The sequence below is a fragment of the Paenibacillus sp. BJ-4 genome (genome assembly GCF_020404765.1).
Taxonomy (GTDB): Bacteria; Bacillota; Bacilli; order Paenibacillales; family Paenibacillaceae; genus Paenibacillus.
Genome location: NZ_JAIVEM010000006.1, coordinates 214,607 through 237,322, shown reverse-complemented (window position 1 = coordinate 237,322; position 22,716 = coordinate 214,607). Strand labels below are relative to the sequence as shown.

At 46.8% G+C, this 22,716-nt stretch carries 19 protein-coding genes; all 19 read right to left on the bottom strand.

Annotated elements, in window-relative coordinates; genetic code table 11:
* Nucleotides 1–24 precede the first annotated feature (24 nt).
* Nucleotides 25–1,242: an aspartate kinase gene (gene dapG / locus LCF57_RS02960; protein ID WP_225999367.1), complete on the bottom strand. Its 1,218-nt coding sequence runs from the start codon at nt 1,240–1,242 to the stop codon at nt 25–27.
* A gap of 36 nt (nt 1,243–1,278) precedes the next feature.
* On the bottom strand, nt 1,279–2,316 hold the full coding sequence (locus LCF57_RS02955; protein WP_225999366.1) for an aspartate-semialdehyde dehydrogenase: 1,038 nt from the start codon (nt 2,314–2,316) through the stop codon (nt 1,279–1,281).
* A 134-nt stretch (nt 2,317–2,450) separates the two neighbouring features.
* The gene (locus tag LCF57_RS02950; protein WP_225999365.1) at nt 2,451–3,044 is read right to left on the bottom strand and encodes a dipicolinate synthase subunit B; all 594 of its coding nucleotides are present in this window, start codon (nt 3,042–3,044) and stop codon (nt 2,451–2,453) included.
* Complete coding sequence (gene dpsA, locus LCF57_RS02945; protein WP_225999364.1) at nt 3,041–3,940, bottom strand: dipicolinate synthase subunit DpsA; 900 nt, start codon at nt 3,938–3,940, stop codon at nt 3,041–3,043. Before dpsA ends, LCF57_RS02950 begins: the two co-directional genes overlap by 4 nt.
* Nucleotides 3,941–4,075: 135 nt before the next feature.
* Complete coding sequence (gene dut, locus LCF57_RS02940) at nt 4,076–4,522, bottom strand: dUTP diphosphatase (RefSeq protein ID WP_025719868.1); 447 nt, start codon at nt 4,520–4,522, stop codon at nt 4,076–4,078.
* A complete protein-coding gene (locus LCF57_RS02935; RefSeq protein ID WP_225999363.1) occupies nt 4,500–5,765 on the bottom strand; it encodes a M16 family metallopeptidase in 1,266 nt (421 codons plus the stop codon). The genes dut and LCF57_RS02935 overlap by 23 nt, the downstream gene beginning before the upstream one ends.
* Nucleotides 5,766–5,831: 66 nt before the next feature.
* Nucleotides 5,832–6,836: a polysaccharide deacetylase family protein gene (locus LCF57_RS02930; RefSeq protein ID WP_225999362.1), complete on the bottom strand. Its 1,005-nt coding sequence runs from the start codon at nt 6,834–6,836 to the stop codon at nt 5,832–5,834.
* A 227-nt stretch (nt 6,837–7,063) separates the two neighbouring features.
* Nucleotides 7,064–9,166 (bottom strand): polyribonucleotide nucleotidyltransferase, encoded by a 2,103-nt coding sequence (pnp, locus tag LCF57_RS02925; RefSeq protein ID WP_225999361.1) that lies wholly within the window; start codon nt 9,164–9,166, stop codon nt 7,064–7,066.
* Nucleotides 9,167–9,376: 210 nt separating this feature from the next.
* Nucleotides 9,377–9,646, bottom strand: coding sequence for a 30S ribosomal protein S15 (gene rpsO / locus LCF57_RS02920; protein WP_007430074.1), 270 nt, complete (start codon nt 9,644–9,646; stop codon nt 9,377–9,379).
* A 132-nt stretch (nt 9,647–9,778) separates the two neighbouring features.
* The gene (locus tag LCF57_RS02915; RefSeq protein WP_225999360.1) at nt 9,779–10,717 is read right to left on the bottom strand and encodes a bifunctional riboflavin kinase/FAD synthetase; all 939 of its coding nucleotides are present in this window, start codon (nt 10,715–10,717) and stop codon (nt 9,779–9,781) included.
* Between the two features lie 169 nt (nt 10,718–10,886).
* Nucleotides 10,887–11,825: a tRNA pseudouridine(55) synthase TruB gene (truB, locus tag LCF57_RS02910; RefSeq protein ID WP_225999359.1), complete on the bottom strand. Its 939-nt coding sequence runs from the start codon at nt 11,823–11,825 to the stop codon at nt 10,887–10,889.
* Nucleotides 11,822–12,799: a DHH family phosphoesterase gene (locus tag LCF57_RS02905; RefSeq protein WP_225999358.1), complete on the bottom strand. Its 978-nt coding sequence runs from the start codon at nt 12,797–12,799 to the stop codon at nt 11,822–11,824. The genes truB and LCF57_RS02905 overlap by 4 nt, the downstream gene beginning before the upstream one ends.
* Nucleotides 12,800–12,850: 51 nt before the next feature.
* Entirely contained in the window at nt 12,851–13,201 is a 351-nt protein-coding gene (rbfA, locus tag LCF57_RS02900; protein ID WP_025719857.1) for a 30S ribosome-binding factor RbfA, read from the bottom strand.
* A gap of 20 nt (nt 13,202–13,221) precedes the next feature.
* On the bottom strand, nt 13,222–15,774 hold the full coding sequence (gene infB, locus LCF57_RS02895; protein ID WP_225999357.1) for a translation initiation factor IF-2: 2,553 nt from the start codon (nt 15,772–15,774) through the stop codon (nt 13,222–13,224).
* Nucleotides 15,767–16,090 (bottom strand): L7Ae/L30e/S12e/Gadd45 family ribosomal protein, encoded by a 324-nt coding sequence (locus tag LCF57_RS02890; protein WP_225999356.1) that lies wholly within the window; start codon nt 16,088–16,090, stop codon nt 15,767–15,769. The genes infB and LCF57_RS02890 overlap by 8 nt, the downstream gene beginning before the upstream one ends.
* Nucleotides 16,083–16,391 (bottom strand): RNase P modulator RnpM, encoded by a 309-nt coding sequence (rnpM, locus tag LCF57_RS02885; protein ID WP_007430067.1) that lies wholly within the window; start codon nt 16,389–16,391, stop codon nt 16,083–16,085. Before rnpM ends, LCF57_RS02890 begins: the two co-directional genes overlap by 8 nt.
* Nucleotides 16,392–16,414: 23 nt before the next feature.
* Nucleotides 16,415–17,512 (bottom strand): transcription termination factor NusA, encoded by a 1,098-nt coding sequence (nusA, locus tag LCF57_RS02880; RefSeq protein WP_007430066.1) that lies wholly within the window; start codon nt 17,510–17,512, stop codon nt 16,415–16,417.
* Nucleotides 17,513–17,612: 100 nt separating this feature from the next.
* Entirely contained in the window at nt 17,613–18,074 is a 462-nt protein-coding gene (rimP, locus tag LCF57_RS02875) for a ribosome maturation factor RimP (RefSeq protein ID WP_025719853.1), read from the bottom strand.
* Between the two features lie 312 nt (nt 18,075–18,386).
* Nucleotides 18,387–22,703, bottom strand: coding sequence for a PolC-type DNA polymerase III (locus LCF57_RS02870; protein ID WP_225999355.1), 4,317 nt, complete (start codon nt 22,701–22,703; stop codon nt 18,387–18,389).
* Nucleotides 22,704–22,716: the final 13 nt, after the last annotated feature.

Here is a 22,716-nt window from a genome sequence, read left to right as displayed (position 1 = left end):
GCAAGTCCGAGCACGGACATGCGCCTACTGATGGAGTTCGAATTTATTATGCAATGCGCGTACAGCCTGCACCATATCATCTTTTTTTACAAGTACCCAAATGGTCGTGTTGGAATCTGCCGATTGAAGAATCTGTACATCTGAATCTGCCAATGCCTCTACAATCGTCGCCATAATGCCCGGTACCCCGTTGATACCGCCACCAATGACTGAAACTTTAGCACATCCGGCCAGAATCTTAGGCTCTAGACCCAAATTGTTCAATACTTCAACTGCTTTGCTTCCATCATGATCAGACACAGTATAAACCGCTCCGGATGGAGTGACATTAATAAAATCAACGCTGATTCCGTGCTCAGCCATAGATTTGAATACTTGCAGCTGCAAATACTCCAAACCTGGCTTTAATTCTACGGTAATCTGAGTGACGTTGCCGACATACGCAATACCGGTCACGAAACGGTCTACGATGTCTGCCTCCACGTCCTTGAAGCCTTCAGGGTGTGTAACCAGTGTACCTTCTCCTTCAGAGAAGGTGGAGCGAACACGAACCGGAATATTCGCCTGCATAGCGATTTCAACAGCACGTGGATGGATAACCTTTGCTCCCTGATGAGCCATATTACAAATTTCCGTATAGCTAACATGTGAAAGCGGCTTGGCATTTTCTACAATACGCGGATCTGCGGTTAATATGCCGTTAACGTCCGTATAAATGTCAACCATATCCGCATGTAGAGCAGCACCCAACGCAGTGGCTGAGGTATCACTGCCACCCCGGCCCAGCGTAGTCATATCACCGTTTGCTGTCTGTCCCTGAAAACCTGTCACAATAACGACCCGGCCCTGGTTTAGCTCTTCCACAATTCGATCCGGCTTTATATCCAAAATACGAGCATTGCCGTATTGATCATCCGTAATAAAGCCTGCCTGTGCACCAGTCAGCACCGTAGCAGGAATACCTTCTTTCTCCATCAGGCTACATAATGTAGCGGCAGAAATGATTTCACCACAGCACAGCAGTAAATCCCGTTCACGCTTCGGAAGACTGTCGCCGTTAGACGCCGCCCAATCGAGCAGCGTGTCCGTCGCATAAGGCTCTCCTTTCCTCCCCATGGCCGACACAACAACAACAAGTTTAATATTTTGTTCCAGTTCTCGCTTCACATGCCCCAGCACAAGTTGACGCGCTTCGGGTGTGGACAGCGAGGTTCCCCCAAATTTTTGAACTAAAATCCCCATCATTCTTCCCCCATCTTACTCCCTGCTCTGGGAACGTTACTCCGCATTTGCAGCAATAATTTCCGCGATTTGCACCGCGTTCCATGCCGCTCCCTTGAGCAGATTGTCGGATACGACCCACAAATTTAATCCACGGCTATTGCCCAAATCACGGCGTAAACGTCCTACGAATACATCCGGTTTCCCTGCGGCTTCGGATGCCAGCGGATAGAGCTGCCCAGCAGGATCGTCCACCAGCGTTACTCCAGGTGCCGAAGCAAGCAGATTGCGGATTTCCTCTAAATCATAATCTTTTTTAAGCTCTACGTAGACAGATTCCGAGTGACCGTATACGACAGGAATACGTACACATGTTGCTGTTACGTCTACGGATTCGTCACCCAGTATTTTTTTCGTTTCACGTACCATTTTCATTTCTTCCAGTGTATAACCATTGTCCTGGAATTTGTCGATTTGCGGGATAGCATTGAAAGCAATTTGATGCTTCACTGGCAATGAACCCACAGGCAACAGATCAGGCTGAACATCCTCACCGTTAAGAATTGCTACGCTTTGACGATTCAATTCATCAATGGCACGACTTCCAGCGCCGGACACTGCCTGGTAAGTGGATACAATAATACGGGAAATACCATACTTATCATATAATGGTTTCAAAGCAGCTACCATCTGGATGGTGGAGCAATTCGGGTTGGCGATGATACCCTGATGCTCGGCAATTTTATCGCTGTTCACCTCAGGCACTACAAGAGGAGCTGTCGGTTCCATTCGAAATGCGTTCGTGTTGTCAATGCAAACTGCCCCGTGACGTACTGCATGTGGTGCCAGTTCCTTACTTACGTCTCCACCTGCACTAAACAAGGCAATGTCGATTCCTTCAAAGCTGTCGGGGGTAGCAATCTCTACTGGAATCTGCTGACCTTTAAAGCTAATTAACGTGCCGGCAGAACGAGGCGAAGAAAGAAATTTGATTTTGTCCACAGGAAAATCTCTTTTTTCCAGCAGATTTACGATTTGTTCTCCTACAGCGCCTGTCGCTCCAACGACAGCTACATTAAACTTTCTATTGCTCATCTGGTGTATCTCCCCTTCTCGACTAAAAAACCATTTTTTATTCTGAAAGCATCCACCGCCAACAAGAAATTAGACCCGATGCATGATCGAATCATCTTCTAGGCGAGGGATGCTCAGCAGTTAACTATAGTACTTCATGGGGTCTTGCGTTCCACAATCATCGGCTGAAGCTGTTTGCCCTGCATTGCTTCGTAAGCAGCCTCCGGAATCAGCTCCATGTTAGCCACAAGCGAGTTTGGCTTTTTAAATGGATTGTCCTGTCCGAACGGCACAAAAAAGATGTTTTTAGCTACTAGTAACTTGGCGATATTGGCAGCATTCAGACCCAATCCATCATTAGTAGATATGGCCAAAAGAAGTGGACGACCGTTGCGTAATTGCGCCTTGGCAGCCATTAACACCGGACTGTCTGTCATCGCATTCGCCAACTTGCTCATCGAATTCCCCGTCAAAGGTGCAATCACCAGCACATCGAGTATCTGGGAAGGCCCCAGTGGTTCAGCCTCCACAATTGTAGAAATGATATCATTCCCTGTTATATCTTTCAACTGTTTTTGCCAACTTTGCGATGTACCAAAGCGGGTATCCGTTGTTAGTACCGTATTGGATATAATGGGAACGACCTTAGCACCCATATCAACAAAGCGCTGTATAACAGGCATTACCTCTTCAAATGTGCAATGTGAGCCTGTAATTGCATAACCGACTGTTTTCCCTTGCCAACTCATTGTGCATCCCCCCGCTCAGGATTATCTTCCATTAACAACTGCACCAGCGTATTCGCTATAATGGCACCAGCAGTTTTGGGAGCAACAATACCGGGAAGGCCGGGGGCAAGCATAGCCGTGATGCCACGCTTTTCCGCATAACGGAAATCACATCCACCCGGGGCGGAAGCAAGATCTATAATCACGGTACTCAGTGGCAATTTAGACAGGATTTGCGCTGTGATAATCATAGAGGGTATCGTATTAAAAATCAAGTCAACTCCCTGTGTCTCATCCGCTAAATCCCTTGTCATAAAAGGGCTCCACCCCATTTCCACCGCTCTCGCCACATCCTCTGCCCGCCGTACTCCAACCCTCACTTTGGCTCCCAAGCCCTGCAGTGCCCTTGCCATGGTAAATCCAGTCCGTCCCATGCCCAGAACCATACAATCGGCACCATGAATCGTAAAATCTGTATGCTGAATGGCCATCATCAATGCGCCTTCGGCCGTAGGTATGGAGTTGTATATGGCTACATCGTCTCTCTCCAGCAGCTCCACCAGCTTCAAATCGTGCCTGGTACAAATATCTTTTAAGTATGTCCGCGCCATCCCTGTGTACACAACGCAATGCGGTGGAAGAGCAGCAGCATGCTCATTCAAAAATTGGAGCTTTTGCGCTCCGAAAAGTGCATTCACGTTCCCTTCCTCATCGCATCCCACAACCGGCAGAATCAGCGCGTCTGACGACTCCAGCAACTTGACTGACAATGGCTCTAGTGATACTCCTTTGAGTGGTGTTTCAAGCTTATCAAAGCCAACCACGCTGACCGTAGCATCCATGTCCACACATTTACGGATGACTTCAAGCTGCCTCGCATCGCCTCCCAAAACAAGGATGCGTATTCCTGTTAGCATCCGGATCACTCCTTTCCGAGACACGATATGCTTTTATTCTATGCAAGCGCCCGGAGAGGGGTGAAAAGCAAAAAAAGCCGCCCATGATGGGACAGCTTTTTTTGTGTATTTATATTCATAAAATGATTCATAGACTCAGCGCCCTGTATGGCCAAAGCCCCCAGCACCACGCACGGTTTCAGACAACTGGTCTACTTGTTTCAATTCCACCTCAGGCACAGCCTGAAATACCATTTGTGCAATTCGCTCATTACGTGTAATCGTGAATGATTCCTCACCCAAATTAATAAGGAGTACCTTTATCTCCCCACGATAATCCGCATCAATCGTCCCCGGTGTGTTGAGACAGGTAATACCATGCTTGAGAGCCAGTCCACTGCGCGGTCGGATTTGTGCCTCCAGTCCTGCTGGCATAGCTATTGCAAATCCGGTTGGAACAAGACAACGTTTGCCGGGTTCCAGCACCAGCTCCTCCTGTACCGCTGCATACAGGTCAAATCCGGATGCAAGCTCTGACATTTTACGAGGCAACTCAATATCTTCATTGCCCTCAAGTCTGTTAATTTCCACGTAAGTTAACAAAATAGTCCCTCCTCATATCCTTAACCGCTGAATCACTCGCTCCGACCATCGACAGGGCAAACGGCTCCGAGAACATCCGGTCCAACACTTTGTTCACATCATCAGCCGTCACTTGCTCAATATGTTCGATCATTTGATCCAGCGTATAATGCCGACCCAGCATCAACTCATTTTTTCCAAGACGGTTCATCCGGCTGCCTGTACCTTCAAGGCTTAAAATCAAGCTTCCTTTTAACTGTTCCTTGCCTTTATGGAGCTCATTCTCGTCCAATCCGTGGATAGCCAAATTCCGCAGCAGTTCCAGCGTCAAATCCAGCACGTCCTTTGTCTGCTTAGGGGCCGTTCCTGCATAGATCGTGAACAAACCGCTATCCGCATGAGAGCTATGATAGGAATAAACTGAATAAGCCAGCCCGCGCTTTTCCCGAATTTCTTGAAACAAACGTGAGCTCATGCCGCCGCCGATCGCGTTATTCAGCAATACCATAGCATACTGGAGTTCGTCGCCAGTTGCAAATCCGGGTAGGGATAAGCAAATGTGATTTTGCTCCGTCGCTTTCTCATGATACAACTGCTCACCGTTAAAAACAGGCACGGTTAGCGGCGAAACGGTTCCATAATTATCAAAATGTCCAAAATGTTGCTCCAGCAATTCGATAAGTCGATCGTTAACATTGCCAGCTACACTTATAACTGTGTTATCAATTGTATAATGCTCCTTCATATAGTGGCTGAGATGTGAGCTATCCATAGCAAGCAGATGCCCTTCGGTTCCGAGAATCGGATAAGCCAGCGGATGTTCACCATAAGCTGCCCGAGATACAAGATCATGCACCATATCATCCGGTGTGTCCTCGTACATGGAGATTTCCTCAAGAATCACATTTTTCTCTCTTGCTAGTTCATCACGATCCAATTTGGAATTAAAGAACATATCAGACAACACATCAATCGCGATCGGCAGATGCTCATCCAGCACTTTTGCATAATAGCAGGTATATTCCTTCGAAGTGAACGCATTAACATTCCCTCCGATGGCGTCGAATTGCTCAGCAATTTCCTTCGCGCTAAAGCGCTCTGTTCCTTTGAAAAGCATGTGTTCAATAAAATGAGAAATACCGCTATTGTTCGGTGTTTCATTCCGGGAGCCGGTTTTAACCCAGATGCCAAAAGAAACTGAACGCACGGTTGGAATTTTTTCAATGACCACTCTTAGGCCGTTTTTGAGTTGAATTTTTTCCACGATTGGCCCTCCTAAACTGAATTGCATACTTAGCCATAATGTTCAATCCTAACAGAAAAAAGACGTTCACTCAACCGGAGCAGGTAGCTGCCGATCAGGGGAAAGCGTCTGACTGACAGTTCCGAGCACGAGTCCCTTACTCCGAATCGCATGAATCATGCCTTTAAGAGCCGCCGCTGAGGAATCTGTCGGGTGCATCAATATCAGGGAGCCTGATTCAACCTTACTGCTGATTTTGTTAACCACCGATTCTGGCGACGGATGCTTCCAGTCTACGGTGTCCAATGTCCACAGCACGGTTTTGAGTCCGAGTTCTGCGGCCAGATCAACTGTTTGCTGATTAAAATCACCTGACGGCGGGGCAAACCAGCTGTTTTTCACACCTAAAGTTTCTTGAAGCAGCACTTCCGTCTTCTGTATTTCTTGTGTGGCCCTTGCCCGACTCAGACGACTCATATCCGGATGAGAATAGGCATGATTCGAAAGCTCATGTCCTCTTTTTTGAATCTCCTTGGCGAGTTCGGGATTTTTTTTCAGCCAGCTTCCATCCAGAAAAAACGTAGCCTTTACCTTTTCCTGATCCAGCGTATTCAGTATTGGCACGATATACTCATTTCCCCAAGCCACATTGATCATGAAGGATACCATCGGCTTCTCGGGATTTCCCCTGTAAATTGGCACATTCCCCAGCTGGTTCAAATGTACTTTGGGCGCCAATTGCCGATACACATACTGGATTGGGCGGTCTGGGGCCTTTATCGCTTTACGATAGGTCGCATCCAGATCGACCTCCAGTCCGTTATAGCCCGGAATAGCCTTCCATACTCTGTCGATCTTGGCATCAACCGGTTCCCGCCGCTGACGGGCTGCTTCAGAACGTAGTCGCTGCATAAGCGCATTATCAGGTAAAGTCGCAACCGCCATCGTTGTTACGGCCTCTGGCTCGTTAACTTCTGTACCTTGTCCGTCACGTAATTGACCAATGTAATCACGAACCCCACTAAACTGCCCGATGATCAGCGTGATGGCCAAACTGGCTACAACCCACGCCGCTCTCTTTGCCCTTCTCATGGTCCCTTCATCCTCCCGCCCGTTTGTCCACATTGTATGCGGGGAGGACAAGAACTATGACGCAGTAGCTTCTAGAAGCCCCTTCGGCACACTTGTGCGTATGTATGAAAAAAGAGCCAGAAACGTATCTCTGCCTCTTTCCAAAAGCTTAAATAATACTTATTGCAATCCCGTGTTCTGTAGAAAACGGATAGACTTCCTGTTACTGTGGTCCGCTGTGTCAGAACCTAGGACTTTGCAGGAGCTTCAGCCGTCAGAACCGCCTTACGGGACAAATTGACACGACCTTGCTGATCGATTTCAGTTACTTTCACCGTAATCGTATCTCCAATAGCAACTACATCCTCAACTTTGGCTACACGCTCAGTAGACAGTTGAGAAATATGAACCAGACCGTCCTTGCCCGGTAAAATCTCGACGAATGCACCGAATTTTTCAATCCGCTTCACTGTACCGATGTAAATCTCTCCGATTACAACTTCCTTAACGATACCTTCAATAATGGAGCGCGCCTTTTCATTCATCTCTTGGTTTGTGGAAGCGATGAACACACGGCCATCTTGCTCGATATCAATTTTCACGCCGGTTTCTTCGATGATTTTGTTAATGATTTTACCACCCGCGCCAATAACATCACGGATTTTGTCTGGATTAATATGCATCGTCATAATTTTTGGAGCATACGGAGACAACTGCTCGCGCGGCTTTTGGATAGCTTCCATCATCTTGCTAAGAATGAACAAACGTCCTTCTCTAGCTTGCTTGAGCGCATCCTGCAAAATTTCACGGTCAATACCGTCAATTTTAATATCCATTTGAATGGCAGTTACACCTTCTGCTGTACCAGCCACTTTAAAGTCCATATCGCCCAGATGATCTTCCATACCTTGGATATCCGTCAGCACGGAAACATGATCTCCGTCCTTGATCAATCCCATGGCTACACCTGCAACCGGTGCCTTGATCGGTACACCTGCATCCATCATAGCCAGTGTGCTTGCGCAAATACTAGCTTGGGAGGTTGAACCGTTCGATTCCAGCACCTCGGAAACCAGACGGATGGTGTATGGAAATTCAGTTTCGGAAGGAATTACTTTGGAAAGCGCACGCTCACCAAGAGCACCATGTCCAATTTCACGTCGACCCGGCGCACGCAAAGGACGAGCTTCACCTACGCTGAATGGAGGGAAATTGTAATGATGCATGAAACGTTTCGTTTCTTCCAGATCAATACCGTCCAGAATTTGTACGTCACCCAATGCACCAAGTGTACAAACGCTAAGCGCTTGCGTTTGACCACGTGTGAACAAGCCCGAGCCATGCGTACGTGGCAAAATGCTCGTGTCGCTTTCGATCGGACGAATTTCATCAAGCTTACGACCGTCAGGACGCACTTTATCATGCGTAATCAGACGACGAACTTCTTCTTTAACGATATCATAGAGAACTTCGCTCACGTCTTTCAAAAGCTCAGGCGTCTCTATGTATTGTGCTTCGAAGTGGGCAACTGTCTCTTCGTTAACTGCATCAATTGCCTCTTGACGGGCATGTTTTTCTGCAATTTTAACAGCTTCCACCAAACGCTCAGCTGCATAAGCACGTACTTCACTGTTCACTTTTTCATCAACAGTATGCAGCTTAACCTGCATTTTCTCTTTACCTGCCACTTGAACCAATTGTTCAATGACTGCGACAATGTTCTTAATCTCGTCGTGGCCGAACATAATGGCTTCCAGCATGACTTCCTCTGGAATTTCGTCACCTTCAGCTTCTACCATCATGATGGCATCTTTCGTTCCGGCTACAACCAGGTACATATCGCTGGTATTCTGTTGGGCAATGTCCGGGTTAATCACGAATTGTCCGTTTACACGGCCTACAGCAACTCCGCCAATCGGCCCGTTAAAAGGCACGTCTGAAATGCTAAGTGCCGCCGAGGTTCCGATCATCGCTGCAATTTCCGGTTCACAATCCTGATCAACACTCATCACCAAGTTCAATACCTGTACATCATTCCGGAAGCCTTCAGGAAACAATGGACGAATCGGACGGTCTGTCAAACGGCTGGACAAAATCGCTTTTTGACTTGGTCGTCCTTCACGTTTAATAAATCCACCTGGAATTTTCCCAACAGCATACAATCTTTCCTCATAGTTTACTGTCAGCGGAAAAAAGTCCAGATCTTTCGGTTCACGGGAAGCAGTCACGGTACAAAGCACAACTGTTTCTCCATAGCTTACTTTAACTGCCGCATTGGCTTGTTTCGCAAGACGTCCTGTTTCCAGCACCAGCTTTCTTCCGCCGAGCTGCATTTCTACACGTTGCTCCATGGTATCCCTCCATTTCATTCCATTGTAAAAGTTCTATACATATCCAGTATTTCCTGCGCAGGTCTTATTCATAAGAAACACATTCAAATAAGATATGTAATTTAAAAAAGATTCCTCATTTCAAAAAAGAACCCGGCTGCTGTCCGCCGTCGCCTTAGCAGGGACAAGCGGTGAACAACCAGGCTTCTTTTCTCATTACATGTCTGAAAATTAACGACGCAGTCCGAGACGCTCGATCAACGCACTGTAACGTTTAACATCAGTCTTCTTCAGGTAAGCCAATAGTTTACGACGCTGACCGACCATTTTCAACAACCCGCGGCGGGAGTGATGGTCTTTCTTGTGCGAACGAAAGTGACTTTGCAAGTTGACGATGTTTTCAGTAAGGATAGCGATTTGTACCTCAGGTGATCCTGTATCGGATTCATGAGTTTTGTACTCCTCGATCAATTGCTGTTTACGCTCTTGAGTCAATGCCATCCTGTTCACCTCCTTCATTATAATCGCCACTAGCCTCGTAGCCGCCGGTGAAAGCGGACAACCAAGCTAAGGTTCATCGTTGTTTACACAACATAAGTCAGTATAACACAGCGCCTGTCTTATGTAAATAAATTAGCCCAAGAGCTTTTTAGCCGTCTGTGCGTCATTGCCAATTTGACTGATCAGCTCGTCCACTGAAGAGAATTTACGTTCAGGACGGATGTAATGATGAAGCTCAACCAGCACAGACTCGCCATAAATCTGCTGATTAAAATCAAATAGATGCACCTCAAACGACGGATTCAGCACACCTTCATGAAAGGTAGGCTTAACTCCTACATTCATGACACCGCTGATCCAACGATTGCCTACAAGTGCTCGTACAGCGTATACACCTTTGACCGGAATTACGTAAGTATCATCTAATTTGAGATTGGCGGTCGGAAATCCGATGGTGCGTCCCCGCTTCTCTCCATCCATTACAGTACCCCGTATACGGTAAGGACGTCCCAACCAGCGAGACGCATGTGTTAGATCCCCGGTCTGCAAAGCACGGCGGATGCCAGAGCTGCTCACCTTTTCCCCATCCAGTTCAAACGGTGGTACAGTGTGGACAGCCATCAGCTCCCCACCAAGCTTGCGAAGCGTATCCTCATGCCCCGCCCCTCGGTAGCCAAACCGAAAATCAAAGCCTACTACTGCCGTTTGAATTTGCAATGGAAGCAGTACATCTGTCATGAACGCCTCAGGACTGACCTTGGAAAAATCCTCGTTGAAGCTCATAATATAAAGAACATCCACACCCATATCAGCCAAAATAGTCTGCTTGTCCGCAAGCGGTGTTAAATAACCTTCATAGTCACCTTTTTTCATGACTTCCTTCGGGTGAGGATGAAATGTCATGACAGAACCCGGTACTTTCTGTTCCCGAGCCAGCGAAACGGCTTGGTGTATAACGCTTGCGTGCCCCAGATGAAGACCGTCAAACTGACCAATCGCCGTGACCTGTGGACGCCCCCATTGCTGTAAAAGCTCATCACTCAATGGATAAGATAACGAAACGGTAATCATATTCATTCACCTGCATTTCACATCATTTGACTAACTTCGTCAAAATTATAGCACAATTCAAGGTAAGAAAAACGTCTATCGACGTACTTTCACGGAAGCCAGACCGCGCCTAGCGGAAGTTTTTCTTGCGATTATAGAAATGTTCAGCTCCGCTGAAAATTTATAAATTCTACAATCTTAAAAAAACTTTAATTGGGGCGATTGCCCCTGATTCATCTCGTCCATATATACCTAAAAACGTTTTATCCTCTTTATACAAACGGAAGGGCTGGCTGTCGACCACAGGTGGTGAAATCATACTCGGTGACAAACGTTGGCCTTGCAAAGCTGCAGCTGCCTTTGCTTCGACCACCGTATGCTCAGGCATATAGTCAATCGCCTGATCGGTTGCAATAAGCCGCTCATCCAAACTGCCATCCGCTACGCAACGCTCTATCTCTTCGAACGTCAGGCAATGTTCCGCGGAAATTCCCGCAGACATGGTTCGCTCCAGCTTGACCATCGTCGAAGGATATCCCAAGGCACGGCCAATATCAACACATAGTGTACGGATATATGTCCCTTTGGAACATAAAGCACGGAAGGAAATGTCCACATATGATCCTGTCTGCGCGAATCCTGTCATCTCCAGCTCGTAAATGTCTACTTCGCGGCTTTTGCGCTCTACGGTTTTGCCTTCTCGAGCCAGTTCATATAGACGTTTGCCATTCACTTTGAGTGCGGAATACATCGGCGGCACTTGAGAAATCGTACCAACAAAACGCTCCAGCGTCGCTTTGGCTTCCAGTTCCGTTACTTCTACCGGACGTTGACTTTCTTCAATAACTGTCCCCGTAAGATCTTCGGTATCGGTCGCAATGCCTAATCTCAGCGTAGCCCGATACTCCTTGGGCCGCTCTTGCATGTATTCTACGACTCGGGTAGCACGTCCCAAACACAAGGGCAGCACACCGGTTACCTGCGGATCAAGCGTTCCGGTGTGTCCGATTCGCTTCATCCCCAGTAAACGACGAGCCTTCGCTACCACATCATGAGAGGTAAATCCAGCGGGTTTAAAGACGGGCAGAATCCCTTCCCAACTTGCCTGTTCCTTCTTCATCGGGTTCATAGCTCGTCCTTCACACGCCCTACAACGATCTTAATAATATCCTCCAGTTTGCCTTCAAGCCGGCAGCCCGCCGCACGAACATGGCCTCCGCCCCCAAACGACTGGGCTAACGCAGCTACATCAACACGACCTGCCGATCTCATGCTGGCTTTAACCGCTTGTTCATTGATCACTTTAAAGAAAATGCCTACTTCAACGCCACGAATATTTCTTGGATAGTTAACAATCCCTTCCAAGTCCTCGTTCACAGCTCCGCACTCCTCCATATCATCAGGTGTAACAACCACCCAGGCGACTTTACCATCCTCCGACATGGTAAGCGTCTGCAATGCCTTGGTCAGCACCTTCATTTGCGGGAATGTCATTTCTTCCAGCAAATTTTCAGACAAAGATGGACCATCTACACCATAAGTGAGCAACTGTGACACAATAGACATCACCTTTGGCGAAGTGTTGGAATACCGGAAGCCTCCTGTATCCGTAAGCAGTCCTGTATACACAGAAGTCGCTACTTCAACGTCCCACTTCACAGCAAACATTTCCAGTAAATCAAAAAGGATTTCCGCTGTTGCTGCTGCATCCGACTTAATTACATTCACCGTACCATACGCATCATTCGTTGGATGATGATCAATATTCAGGATAACGGCATCTTCCGCAAAAAACTGTTCTGTCAAACCAACACGACGGTAATCTGCACAATCCACGCAAATGATCCGGTTGTATTTCTGTTCTGGCGGTTGCTGGCTCATATCCATAATCTCATCGGCATGCCATAAAAAATCCATGCGTTTGGGAATCGCTCCCTCATTCAACATGGTAAATTTCTTCCCCAGACATGAGAGAAGCCAGCCCACCGTTACGGTGGAGCTGACTGCGTCTCCGTCCGGCTGCACATGCGATACGATCAGGTAATCATCATGCTCCAGAATAAATTCCTTCGCTTGTTGAAGCGCCTGTTCATAGGTATGCATTGCCGTCTCCTTTACATTCAGTTCGTGGTTTCTTCGGACCAACAGGAATTCCTATTTTTCGTCCTTGTCGATATCACTCAACAGCTTTTCAATTCGACTGCCGTAAGCAATAGATTCGTCAATTTTGAAAATCAGCTCAGGAACATGGCGAAGCCGTATCCGTTTGCCAAGTTCAGAACGAAGATAACCGTTCGCTTTGTCCAATGCCTTCAGGGAAGAAGTTTTTTGTTCTTCATCCCCAAGTACACTCAAGTATACTTTCGCTTGCGACAAATCGTTTGTGACATCGACACCCGTCACCGTAATAAAACCGATACGGGGGTCTTTTAATTCGGTTTGTATGAGTAGGCTTAGTTCCTTCTTAATTTGCTCGCCAACTCGACCTGTACGTATTTTAGCCATGGATGCTCACCTCTCTGCCGTTAGCGCTCCACTGTTTCCATGACGAACGCTTCAATAATGTCGGATTCCTTAACATCATTATAGCCATCAAGGGTAATACCACATTCGTAACCTTGGGCAACTTCTTTTGCGTCGTCCTTAAAGCGTTTCAGTGAGTCGATTTTGCCTTCGAAAATCACGATGCCGTCACGAATCAGACGTGCTTCTGCTGAACGGGTAATCTTACCAGACGTCACCATACAGCCAGCAATCGTACCGACTTTAGTAACTTTGAATACGTTACGAACTTCAGCGTGCCCGATCACATTTTCTTTATACTCAGGATCCAGCATGCCTTTCATAGCCTGCTCGATTTCTTCAATGACATTGTAAATAACGCGATGTAGACGAATGTCCACTTTTTCAGCTTCCGCTGTAGATTTCGCCTGATTATCTGGACGAACGTTAAAGCCAATGACGATAGCATTGGAAGCAGCAGCCAAAATAATATCGGATTCGGTGATTGCACCTGCACCACTGTGAAGAATTTTGACGCGTACACCTTCTACTTCAATCTTGTTCAAGGAGCCCTTCAGCGCTTCGACAGAACCCTGTACATCACCTTTGATAATGACGTTCAGATCCTTCATCTCACCATCCTTGATGTGTTGGAACAGGTCATCCAGCGTTACGCGGGTGTTGCTGCCCAGATCTGACTGACGCTGCGTGATCGCACGTCTATCAGCGATAGCACGGGCTTTGCGCTCATCCTCAAACACCATGAACGGATCACCAGCGAGTGGAACTTCTGTCAAACCAGTAATTTCAACTGGCGTGGAAGGTCCAGCTTCCTTGAGACGGCGACCTTTGTCGTTGACCATAGCACGTACACGCCCGAAGCAATTCCCCGCTACGAAGGCATCACCGACTTTCAGAGTACCGTTCTGAACGAGCACACGAGCTACAGAACCGCGACCTTTATCCAACTCAGCCTCAATGATTGTACCGCGTGCACGTTTGTCCGGGTTCGCTTTGTATTCATTCACTTCAGCTACCAGCAGAATCATTTCGAGCAGATCTTCCAGACCCATTCTTTGTTTCGCTGAAACGTTGACGAAAATGGTATCTCCGCCCCACTCTTCAGGTACCAACTCATATTCCGTCAGTTCTTGCTTCACTTTATCCGGGTTCGCATCCGGTTTGTCAATCTTGTTCACAGCCACGATAATAGGCAGACCTGCCGCTTTCGCATGGTTGATAGCTTCGACCGTCTGTGGCATAACACCGTCGTCAGCTGCAACCACGATAATCGTCATATCTGTAACTTGAGCACCACGAGCACGCATTGCCGTAAAGGCTTCGTGACCTGGTGTATCCAAGAAAGTGATTTTTTTACCGTTGATTTCAACCTGATAAGCACCGATATGCTGTGTAATACCACCAGCTTCGCCACCCGTTACATTGGTGGAGCGAATAGCATCCAGCAAAGTGGTTTTACCATGATCGACGTGACCCATGATTGTTACAACTGGTGGACGTGTTTTCAGATCCGCTGGATCATCATTTTCTTCCACAGTTTCAAAACGATCTTCTTCAACCGGAATCTTCACTTCTACCTCAACGCCGAAATCTCCGGCCAGTAAAAGAATGGTATCCATATCCAATTCCTGGTTGATTGTCGCCATTGTTCCGAGCATAATCAGCTTTTTGATAACTTCTGAAGCATCCTTGTGAAGCAGCTTCGCTGTTTCGCCTACGGTCATCTCACCACGCACAATAATTTTCTTAGGCGTGTTGTCGATTTTCTCACGACGCTCCTGCGGTTGGCCTTTACCACGGTTATTAAATTTACCACCACGATTGTTACCACCGCGGTTACCACCACGGCCACCGCTACCACCGCGTCCTCCGCCTTGACGGTTATCGTCGAAACGGCCTTGACCGGAACGGTTATTACCGTTACTGCTGACTGTACGGTTGCCACCACCACTATTACGGTTCGCATTGCTGCTTCCCGTAGATGAAGATGTTCTTACTGCCGTACCACCCTGGCTACTTCCTTGAGAACGCGTACCTGTGTTACTAGTGGAACGCTGTTGTCCTCCTTGTTGTTGACCATTACTGCGGTTCTGGCTGCCTTGCTGACCACTTGGTTTATTTGTACTTTGCTGACTGCGGTTTTGACCGCCCTGCTGACTACCTTGCACTCTTGGAGCGCTGCTTCGATTACTGTTTTGGTTGTTGTTTGTCCTATTCATACTTACCTGCTTTTCCTGTTGATTTTTGGTTTGCTCAGTTGAATGATTACTGTTCTGACTTGAACCGGTCTGACTTGAACCGGCCTGGCTTGAACGAGCCTGATTCGAGCTTACTTGCGCCGTGTCTGCTCCACCTTGCTTAGCCGCAGCATTGGATTTGATATTCTTAAAAAAGTTTTCCACTTTACCTACGGCATCATGTTCCATGACGCTCATATGGTTGTTCACGGGAATATCCAGCCGTTTAAGAATGGTGATAATTTCTTTGCTGCTCATGTTCAACGATTTGGCGTATTCGTATACCCGCACTTTGTCTTTGCTTTCTTGTTTACTCAATATACTCCACCTCCGACATTATCCCCGCATGTTTCATGATCAATTTCGCGAATCCTTGATCTGTCACAGCCAGCACCACCCGTTCAGGTTTGCCGATACTGCTTCCCAAGCTTTCCCGGTCAAATCCTATCAATAAGGGGATTTTGTACGTCCCGCATTTGTCGCGGAATTTCTTTTGAGTATTCATTGAAGCATCTTTCGCAAGAATGACCAGCTTGGCTTCTGAAGACCTGATCGCTTTATAAACGATCTCATCACCTGTTAGCAGCTTGCCAGCTCTCATGGCAAGACCCAATCCAGACAGCGCCTTACTCATCCTGCACGCTGCCTTGTGCCGCCAGGAATTCTTCCTCGACGGCAGCAAAATCACGACTTAGCTGCTCATAGATATCAGGATGAACCGAGTGCTTCAATGCTCGATCCAGTGCCTTACTTTTTTGAGCCAGCTTGAAGCAGGCGGCTTTGCCGCACAAGTAAGCGCCGCGTCCTGACTTTTTACCGGTCAAGTCAATCAGCACTTCGTCTTCAGGGGTTTTGACGACACGGATCAACTGCTTCTTTGGCATCATTTCATGACAGGCCACACATTTGCGCAAAGGTATCTTTCTCTGTTTCATGCATTAACCCCCCTACACTCCGCTTAATCTACTGACACGGAATCCTGATGCATTTCATCGGTGGATGTTCTTGGTCTGCCAAGCTCTTCCTCCGCCTGTGTTTCACTCTTAATATCAATTTTCCAGCCCGTAAGCTTAGCAGCAAGACGAGCATTCTGCCCTTTAATGCCAATAGCCAGAGAAAGCTGATAATCCGGTACAATGACGCGTGCCATCTTTTCTTCTTCAAACACCTGTACTTCAAGTACTTTAGAAGGGCTTAACGCATTAGCAACGTATTCATCAACGTTATCGGAATAGCGCACGATGTCGATTTTTTCACCACGCAGCTCATTCACAATAGTTTGTACCCGTGTTCCTCTAGGTCCTACACAGGAGCCTACCGGATCAACTTCTTCATTGCGGGAATGAACCGCGATTTTAGAACGGAAGCCTGCTTCCCGCGCCACAGAACGAATCTCTACAACACCGTCAAAAATTTCAGGCACTTCGAGTTCAAACAAACGCTTAAGCAGACCCGGATGTGAGCGGGACAGCATAATTTGCGGTCCTTTAGTTGTGTTCTCTACCTTGGTAATATAAGCCTTGATTCGATCCAGATGATTAAATTTCTCATTTGGCATCAGCTCGCTCAACGGCAAAACCGCTTCTACCTTGCCCAAATCAATATAAATATTGCGTGGGTCTTGGCGCTGTACTGTACCTGTTACAATATCTTCTTCCTTGTCCACAAACTTGTTGTAGATCAATCCCCGTTCCGCTTCGCGGATACGTTGGGTCACGACCTGCTTCGCTGTTTGTGCAGCAATCCGTCCAAAATCACGTGGTGTAACTTCAATTTCAGCGATATCTTCCAACTGAAAATGCGGATTAATTTCACGAGCTGCCGGCAACGAAATCTCGGTGCGAGGGTCCAATACCTCCTCAACAATCAGCTTGCGCGCATATACCTTAATGACTCCCGAGTTGCGGTTCATATCAACACGCACGTTCTGTGCAGTGTTGAAATTCCGTTTGTAGCTGGAAATCAAGGCTGCTTCAATGGCCTCAAACAGCACATCCTTGCTGATCCCCTTTTCTCTTTCCAACTCGTTCATTGCTTCAATAAAATCCATACTCATGGATTACTGCTCCCCCTTTCAAATGATGGCACCTGTGTCCTGGTCAGCACACGAGGTAAAATACATGAAGTCATGTCAAACAGCAACAATCAAATCCGAATTAAAATATGATCGCGAGCCTTGCACCAGCTACCTTTTCATAAGGTATGGCATGCTTCTTTTGTCCGCTTTGAACGGTAAGCTCTCCATCCTCAAAAGAAAGCAGACGACCTTCAAATTCCTTCAGGCCGTTGATCGGCTCGTATGTAGTAACAAATACATTTTTGCCTACCGCTTTAGCAACGTCCTCCGCTTTTTTCAGCGGTCTTTCGGCGCCTGGTGAAGATACCTCCAGAAAATATGCTGTAGAAACCGGATCATTCTCATCCAGCTTTTGGCCCAGATACTCACTGATCATACTACAGTCGTCCAGATCAATTCCTCCGTCTTTGTCTACAAAAACGCGAAGAAACCAATTGCTGCCCTCTTTAACATACTCGACATCGACCAGTTCAAAGCCATGCTCATCGAGATAAGGTTGGGCCATTTCTTCTACTGCTGATTTGATCTTTGGTGTGCTCAAAGATTATAACCTCCAAAAGTAAACTTTCCTGTGGTGAAAAAAGACGCCCCATTACTATGGACAATGCTTCTTCATCACCGGCATTTTCCATTTTTATTTGATGTAATGTTCATTTCGGGCTCACTGCAAATAAACCGGCTTACCGGTTTTTGGCCCAAAAATAACGTTTTCACGTTGTAACTGTATATCAAACAGTAAAGAGTGGGTTTCCCCACTCTTTTAGCAACGGTTTTATCTCCATGATTACCAAAAAAATTATAACATAACCGTAGTTATGTGACAAGTGCCAGAGCTTGACTACTGTGGTACGAATTAAAACAGAGACAGCTGATTACTCTCTGGCAGACCACGGAAGCATCCCATCTGGGACAGCATTTCGACAATGGTTTTACTGGCCTTCGACTTTTGCTGAAAATCCTCGACAGACAAAAACTCACCCTGTTCACGGGCAGCTGCGATGTTACGCGCCGCATTGTCACCAATCCCCTGAAGGGCTCCGAACGGAGGGATGAGCGAATCTCCATCCACTTTGAAGCGTGTAGCTTCGGAACGGTACAAATCAATGGATTTGAAACTGAAACCGCGAGCCGTCATTTCCAAAGCCATTTCCAGGATTGGCAGCATCCCTTTTTCCTTTGGTGGTGCCTGAAAACCGAGCTGCTCGATTTCGACAATCTTACGCGCTATCGCATCATACCCCTGACAGCACAGTTCAATATCAAAATCGGCTGCACGTACTGAGAAGTAAGTCGCATAATATTCAATCGGATGATACAGCTTGAAATACGCTGTACGCACCGCTGAAATAACATAGGCTGCAGCATGCGCCTTCGGAAACATGTATTGGATTTTCAGACAGGAATCAATGTACCACTGTGGCACCTTGCATTTTTTCATTTCCTCAATCCATTCGGCACTAAGTCCCTTACCTTTACGCACGCTCTCCGTAATTTTAAAGGCCAGACCCGCATCCATTCCCGCCTTGTAAATCAAAAACAGCATGATATCATCCCGGCAACCAATTACGGTCTTGATGTTGCAGGTATTATTTTTGATCAATTCCTGCGCGTTCCCCAGCCATACACCCGTACCGTGAGACAAACCGGATATTTGCAGTAAATCGGCAAAAGAACTCGGCTGCGACTCTACCAGCATCTGGCGTACAAACTTTGTTCCCATCTCCGGTACACCATAGGTTGCGACAGGTGTACGGATTTGCTGCGGTGTTACACCGAGTGCCTCCGTGGAGTTGAACATGCTCATTACCTTAGGATCATTCATGGGAATCGTCGTAGGATCAACCCCGGTCAAATCTTGAAGCATCCTCATCATAGTCGGATCATCATGGCCCAGAATATCGAGCTTGAGTAAATTCGCATCAAAAGCGTGATAATCAAAATGCGTCGTTTTCCATTCTGAACTCGTATCATCAGCCGGATATTGCACCGGTGTAATGTCCTCGACCTCAATATAATCGGGAACAACAACGATCCCGCCTGGATGCTGTCCGGTACTGCGTTTTACACCTGTACAGCCGGAAGCCAGCCTGTTCAGCTCAGCCCCGCGCCATTTTTTATGGTGTGCCTCTTCATATTTTTTTGCAAAACCAAACGCCGTTTTCTCGGCAACCGTACCGATGGTTCCTGCACGGAAAACACTTTTCTCACCAAACAGTACTTTCGTATAGTTATGTGCGACAGGCTGATATTCTCCGGAGAAGTTCAAGTCAATATCGGGAACTTTATCTCCTTTAAAGCCGAGGAACGTTTCAAAGGGTATATCCTGTCCCTCACCCTTGAGCTTGCCCCCGCAATTCGGACAGTTTTTATCTGGCAAGTCAAACCCGCTCGGCACACTACCGTCCAAAAACCATTCGCTGTGTCTGCATTCAGGATTACCGCAAATGTAATGGGCAGGCAATGGATTAACCTCAGAAATACCGAGAAAAGTAGCTACCACAGAAGAGCCAACAGACCCCCGTGAACCTACCAGGTATCCATCCTGATTAGACTTTTTAACCAGACGCTCGGAAATGAGATAGTTAGCGGAGAAACCGTATTTAATAATAGGTTCCAATTCTTTTTCAAGGCGAGCTACAACGACCTCAGGCAAGGGTTCACCATAAATGGATTGAGCCGTCTCATAGCATGTATTACGGATTTCCTCGTCTGCTCCGTCCAGCAATGGCGTAAACAGCTTGTCAGGGAACAGTTCCAGTTCCTCAAAACGGTCCGCAAGCTCGATCGTGTTTGTCACAACGACCTCATAAGCTTTTTCCTCACCCAAAAACTCGAACTCCGCCAGCATTTCATCCGTTGTCCGTAAATGAGCATCCGGCTTACGGATATCCTTTAGCGGGCTAAATCCCGTAATGCCGTGAATGGTGATATCACGGTACAGCTTATCGCGAGTCTCCAAATAGTGGACATTGCCTGTAGCAATCACAGGCTTATCAAGTCGTTTTCCTATTTCGCATACTTTGCGTATGGCCGTTTTCAGAGCATCAGGTCCGCTTACGAGCTGCTTTTCCACCAGATGCATATACATCGTTAAAGGTTGAATCTCCAGCACATCATAAAACTGTGCGATTTCCTCGGCTTCTTCCTCGGATTTGTTCAACACGGCCTCGAAAAATTCTCCTTTTTCGCAGCCGGAAATGATGAGCAGTCCGTCTCTCATTTCCGACAATTTTGATTTAGGAATACAAGGCACACGTTTAAAATATTCGGTATGAGACATCGATACCAGCTTGTACAGATTTTTTTTACCTATCGGATTAAGGGCATAAATGCAGCAGTGGAACGGACGAGCGGTCGATAAATCCTTTCCCACATAGTCATTCAAGCGGTCGAGCATTTTCATACCTTTAATTTGTTCAGCATCATTCAACAAACCATTCAACACCTCTGTCAACGCAACCGTATCATCAATGGCCCGGTGATGGCTTTCAAGCGCAACCTTATATTTAGTCGTCAGCGTATTCAAGCGGTGATTCTTCATGGTTGGAAAAAGCAAACGCGCCAGTTCCAGTGTATCCAGTACCGGATTGGTCATTTCAGGCAAACCCATCTTTCGAAGAGTCGCCTGGATAAAACCGACATCAAATCTCGCATTATGGGCAACCAACACAGCATCGCCAGCAAAAGCCACGAACTCCTTCATAACTGGTTCCACATCCGGTGCATCCTTGACCATTTCATCGTTAATGTTGGTCAGTTGCTGGATATTGTAGGGGATACGCTCATGCGGATTAACAAAGGTAGCATAACGGTCAACTTCCTTGCCTTCATGCATTTTGACAGCCGCTATCTCAATGATTTTATTTTGCGTGACCGACAAACCCGTAGTTTCAATATCAAAAACGACATAAGTCGCTGTTTTCAAATTTAACGGCTGTGCCTGCATCACAACCTCAACTGCATCATTAACCACATTGGCCTCAATGCCGTAGATCATTTTAATTCCGTTTTTCTTTGCTGCCTTAGCAGCATCAGGATAGCATTGCACACCACCATGATCGGTGACCGCAATCGCTTTGTGCCCCCATTTGGCGGCTGTTTTAACATATTGGTCAATCGAGGCTACAGCATCCATTGCGCTCATCTTCGTATGCAGATGGAACTCAACCCGCTTTTCCTCTGCATTATCCTTACGAGTAGGTGGAGCCTGTACTTCAACCAGATCGGAAGGAATCATAACCAGCTCGGGAATTTGCATAAAACGATCGTATTCTACTCGACCGCGGACTTTGACCCATTTTCCGTTAGCCAGCAGGCTAAGTATCTTTAGATCTTCTTTTGTTTTTGCAAACATTTTCATCTGTAGCGAATCACTAAAGTCCGTCAAATAGAATGTAAACAGTGTACTACCATTACGCAGCTCTTTACTATCCAGACCGAAGATCGTCCCCTGTAACGTGACCTTCTTTTCTTCGTCCTGAATATCCTGCATCGGAACAGGTGGTTCTTTGATTTCATAACCAAATTGAAGCCGGACGTCTCCCTCTTCCTCATCTTCAGGCGGCAATTCAGATTCCATACTTTCCATCATCTTCTGAATAACTTCGCGTTCTTCCTGCATCTTCTTCTCTTGGAACTGCTGCAAAGCCTCCTGGTTACTTTCCCCCACCTGAATTTTAACGCGCATGGAAAGTCCAAAATATTTGTCGTAAAATTTGATAATAGCTTGGTCAATCTGTTTTTTACGTGCCAGTTCCAGCGACATGCTATCGCTCATCGTCAGTATGAATAGCCCATCTTCCCACTCATGCACAGCCCGATTCATCCAACCGTTTACAGAGGGAATTTCACGATGCACCCACTCCAAAAAAAGCTTCCAATATTCGCCAATGATATCACCAGGTTGAACCTGCTCACTATAATGAAACTGAAACGTTATTTTAGCGATGTGATTCATCTTTTCCTGTACCTGAATGCAAAACGTACGGTACACCTGAGCGGGAACCAGTGTCTCCTTGACAATGATGATATTCCAATCCTTATTGGTACGGCTAATTTCCACCTGATCAATCCAACCGTCCAAAAAGTAAGGTTCAACCACTCCTGCAGGCATCACAACCTGTTTCATCAGCAGTTCCAGCCGCTTTCTCTTTTCTTCAGCTCCGCCCATGGCTCTCCCCCCA

What these genes read in the sequence shown, in the direction of transcription:
- LCF57_RS02905 (WP_225999358.1), bottom strand. Translation starts at nt 12,799, where the DNA reads ATGCATACCTATGAACAGGCGCTTCAACAAGCGAAGGAATTTATTCTG.
- LCF57_RS02950 (WP_225999365.1), bottom strand. Translation starts at nt 3,044, where the DNA reads ATGAGTTGGCAAGGGAAAACAGTCGGTTATGCAATTACAGGCTCACAT.
- dapG (WP_225999367.1), bottom strand. Translation starts at nt 1,242, where the DNA reads ATGGGGATTTTAGTTCAAAAATTTGGGGGAACCTCGCTGTCCACACCC.
- pnp (WP_225999361.1), bottom strand. Translation starts at nt 9,166, where the DNA reads ATGGAGCAACGTGTAGAAATGCAGCTCGGCGGAAGAAAGCTGGTGCTG.
- LCF57_RS02870 (WP_225999355.1), bottom strand. Translation starts at nt 22,703, where the DNA reads ATGGGCGGAGCTGAAGAAAAGAGAAAGCGGCTGGAACTGCTGATGAAA.
- LCF57_RS02890 (WP_225999356.1), bottom strand. Translation starts at nt 16,090, where the DNA reads ATGAGTAAGGCGCTGTCTGGATTGGGTCTTGCCATGAGAGCTGGCAAG.
- rnpM (WP_007430067.1), bottom strand. Translation starts at nt 16,391, where the DNA reads ATGAAACAGAGAAAGATACCTTTGCGCAAATGTGTGGCCTGTCATGAA.
- truB (WP_225999359.1), bottom strand. Translation starts at nt 11,825, where the DNA reads ATGAACCCGATGAAGAAGGAACAGGCAAGTTGGGAAGGGATTCTGCCC.
- rbfA (WP_025719857.1), bottom strand. Translation starts at nt 13,201, where the DNA reads ATGGCTAAAATACGTACAGGTCGAGTTGGCGAGCAAATTAAGAAGGAA.
- LCF57_RS02955 (WP_225999366.1), bottom strand. Translation starts at nt 2,316, where the DNA reads ATGAGCAATAGAAAGTTTAATGTAGCTGTCGTTGGAGCGACAGGCGCT.
- rpsO (WP_007430074.1), bottom strand. Translation starts at nt 9,646, where the DNA reads ATGGCATTGACTCAAGAGCGTAAACAGCAATTGATCGAGGAGTACAAA.
- nusA (WP_007430066.1), bottom strand. Translation starts at nt 17,512, where the DNA reads ATGAGTATGGATTTTATTGAAGCAATGAACGAGTTGGAAAGAGAAAAG.
- LCF57_RS02915 (WP_225999360.1), bottom strand. Translation starts at nt 10,717, where the DNA reads ATGATTACCGTTTCGTTATCTTATCCATTGAGTGATGAGCTTTTACAG.
- dpsA (WP_225999364.1), bottom strand. Translation starts at nt 3,940, where the DNA reads ATGCTAACAGGAATACGCATCCTTGTTTTGGGAGGCGATGCGAGGCAG.
- LCF57_RS02930 (WP_225999362.1), bottom strand. Translation starts at nt 6,836, where the DNA reads ATGAGAAGGGCAAAGAGAGCGGCGTGGGTTGTAGCCAGTTTGGCCATC.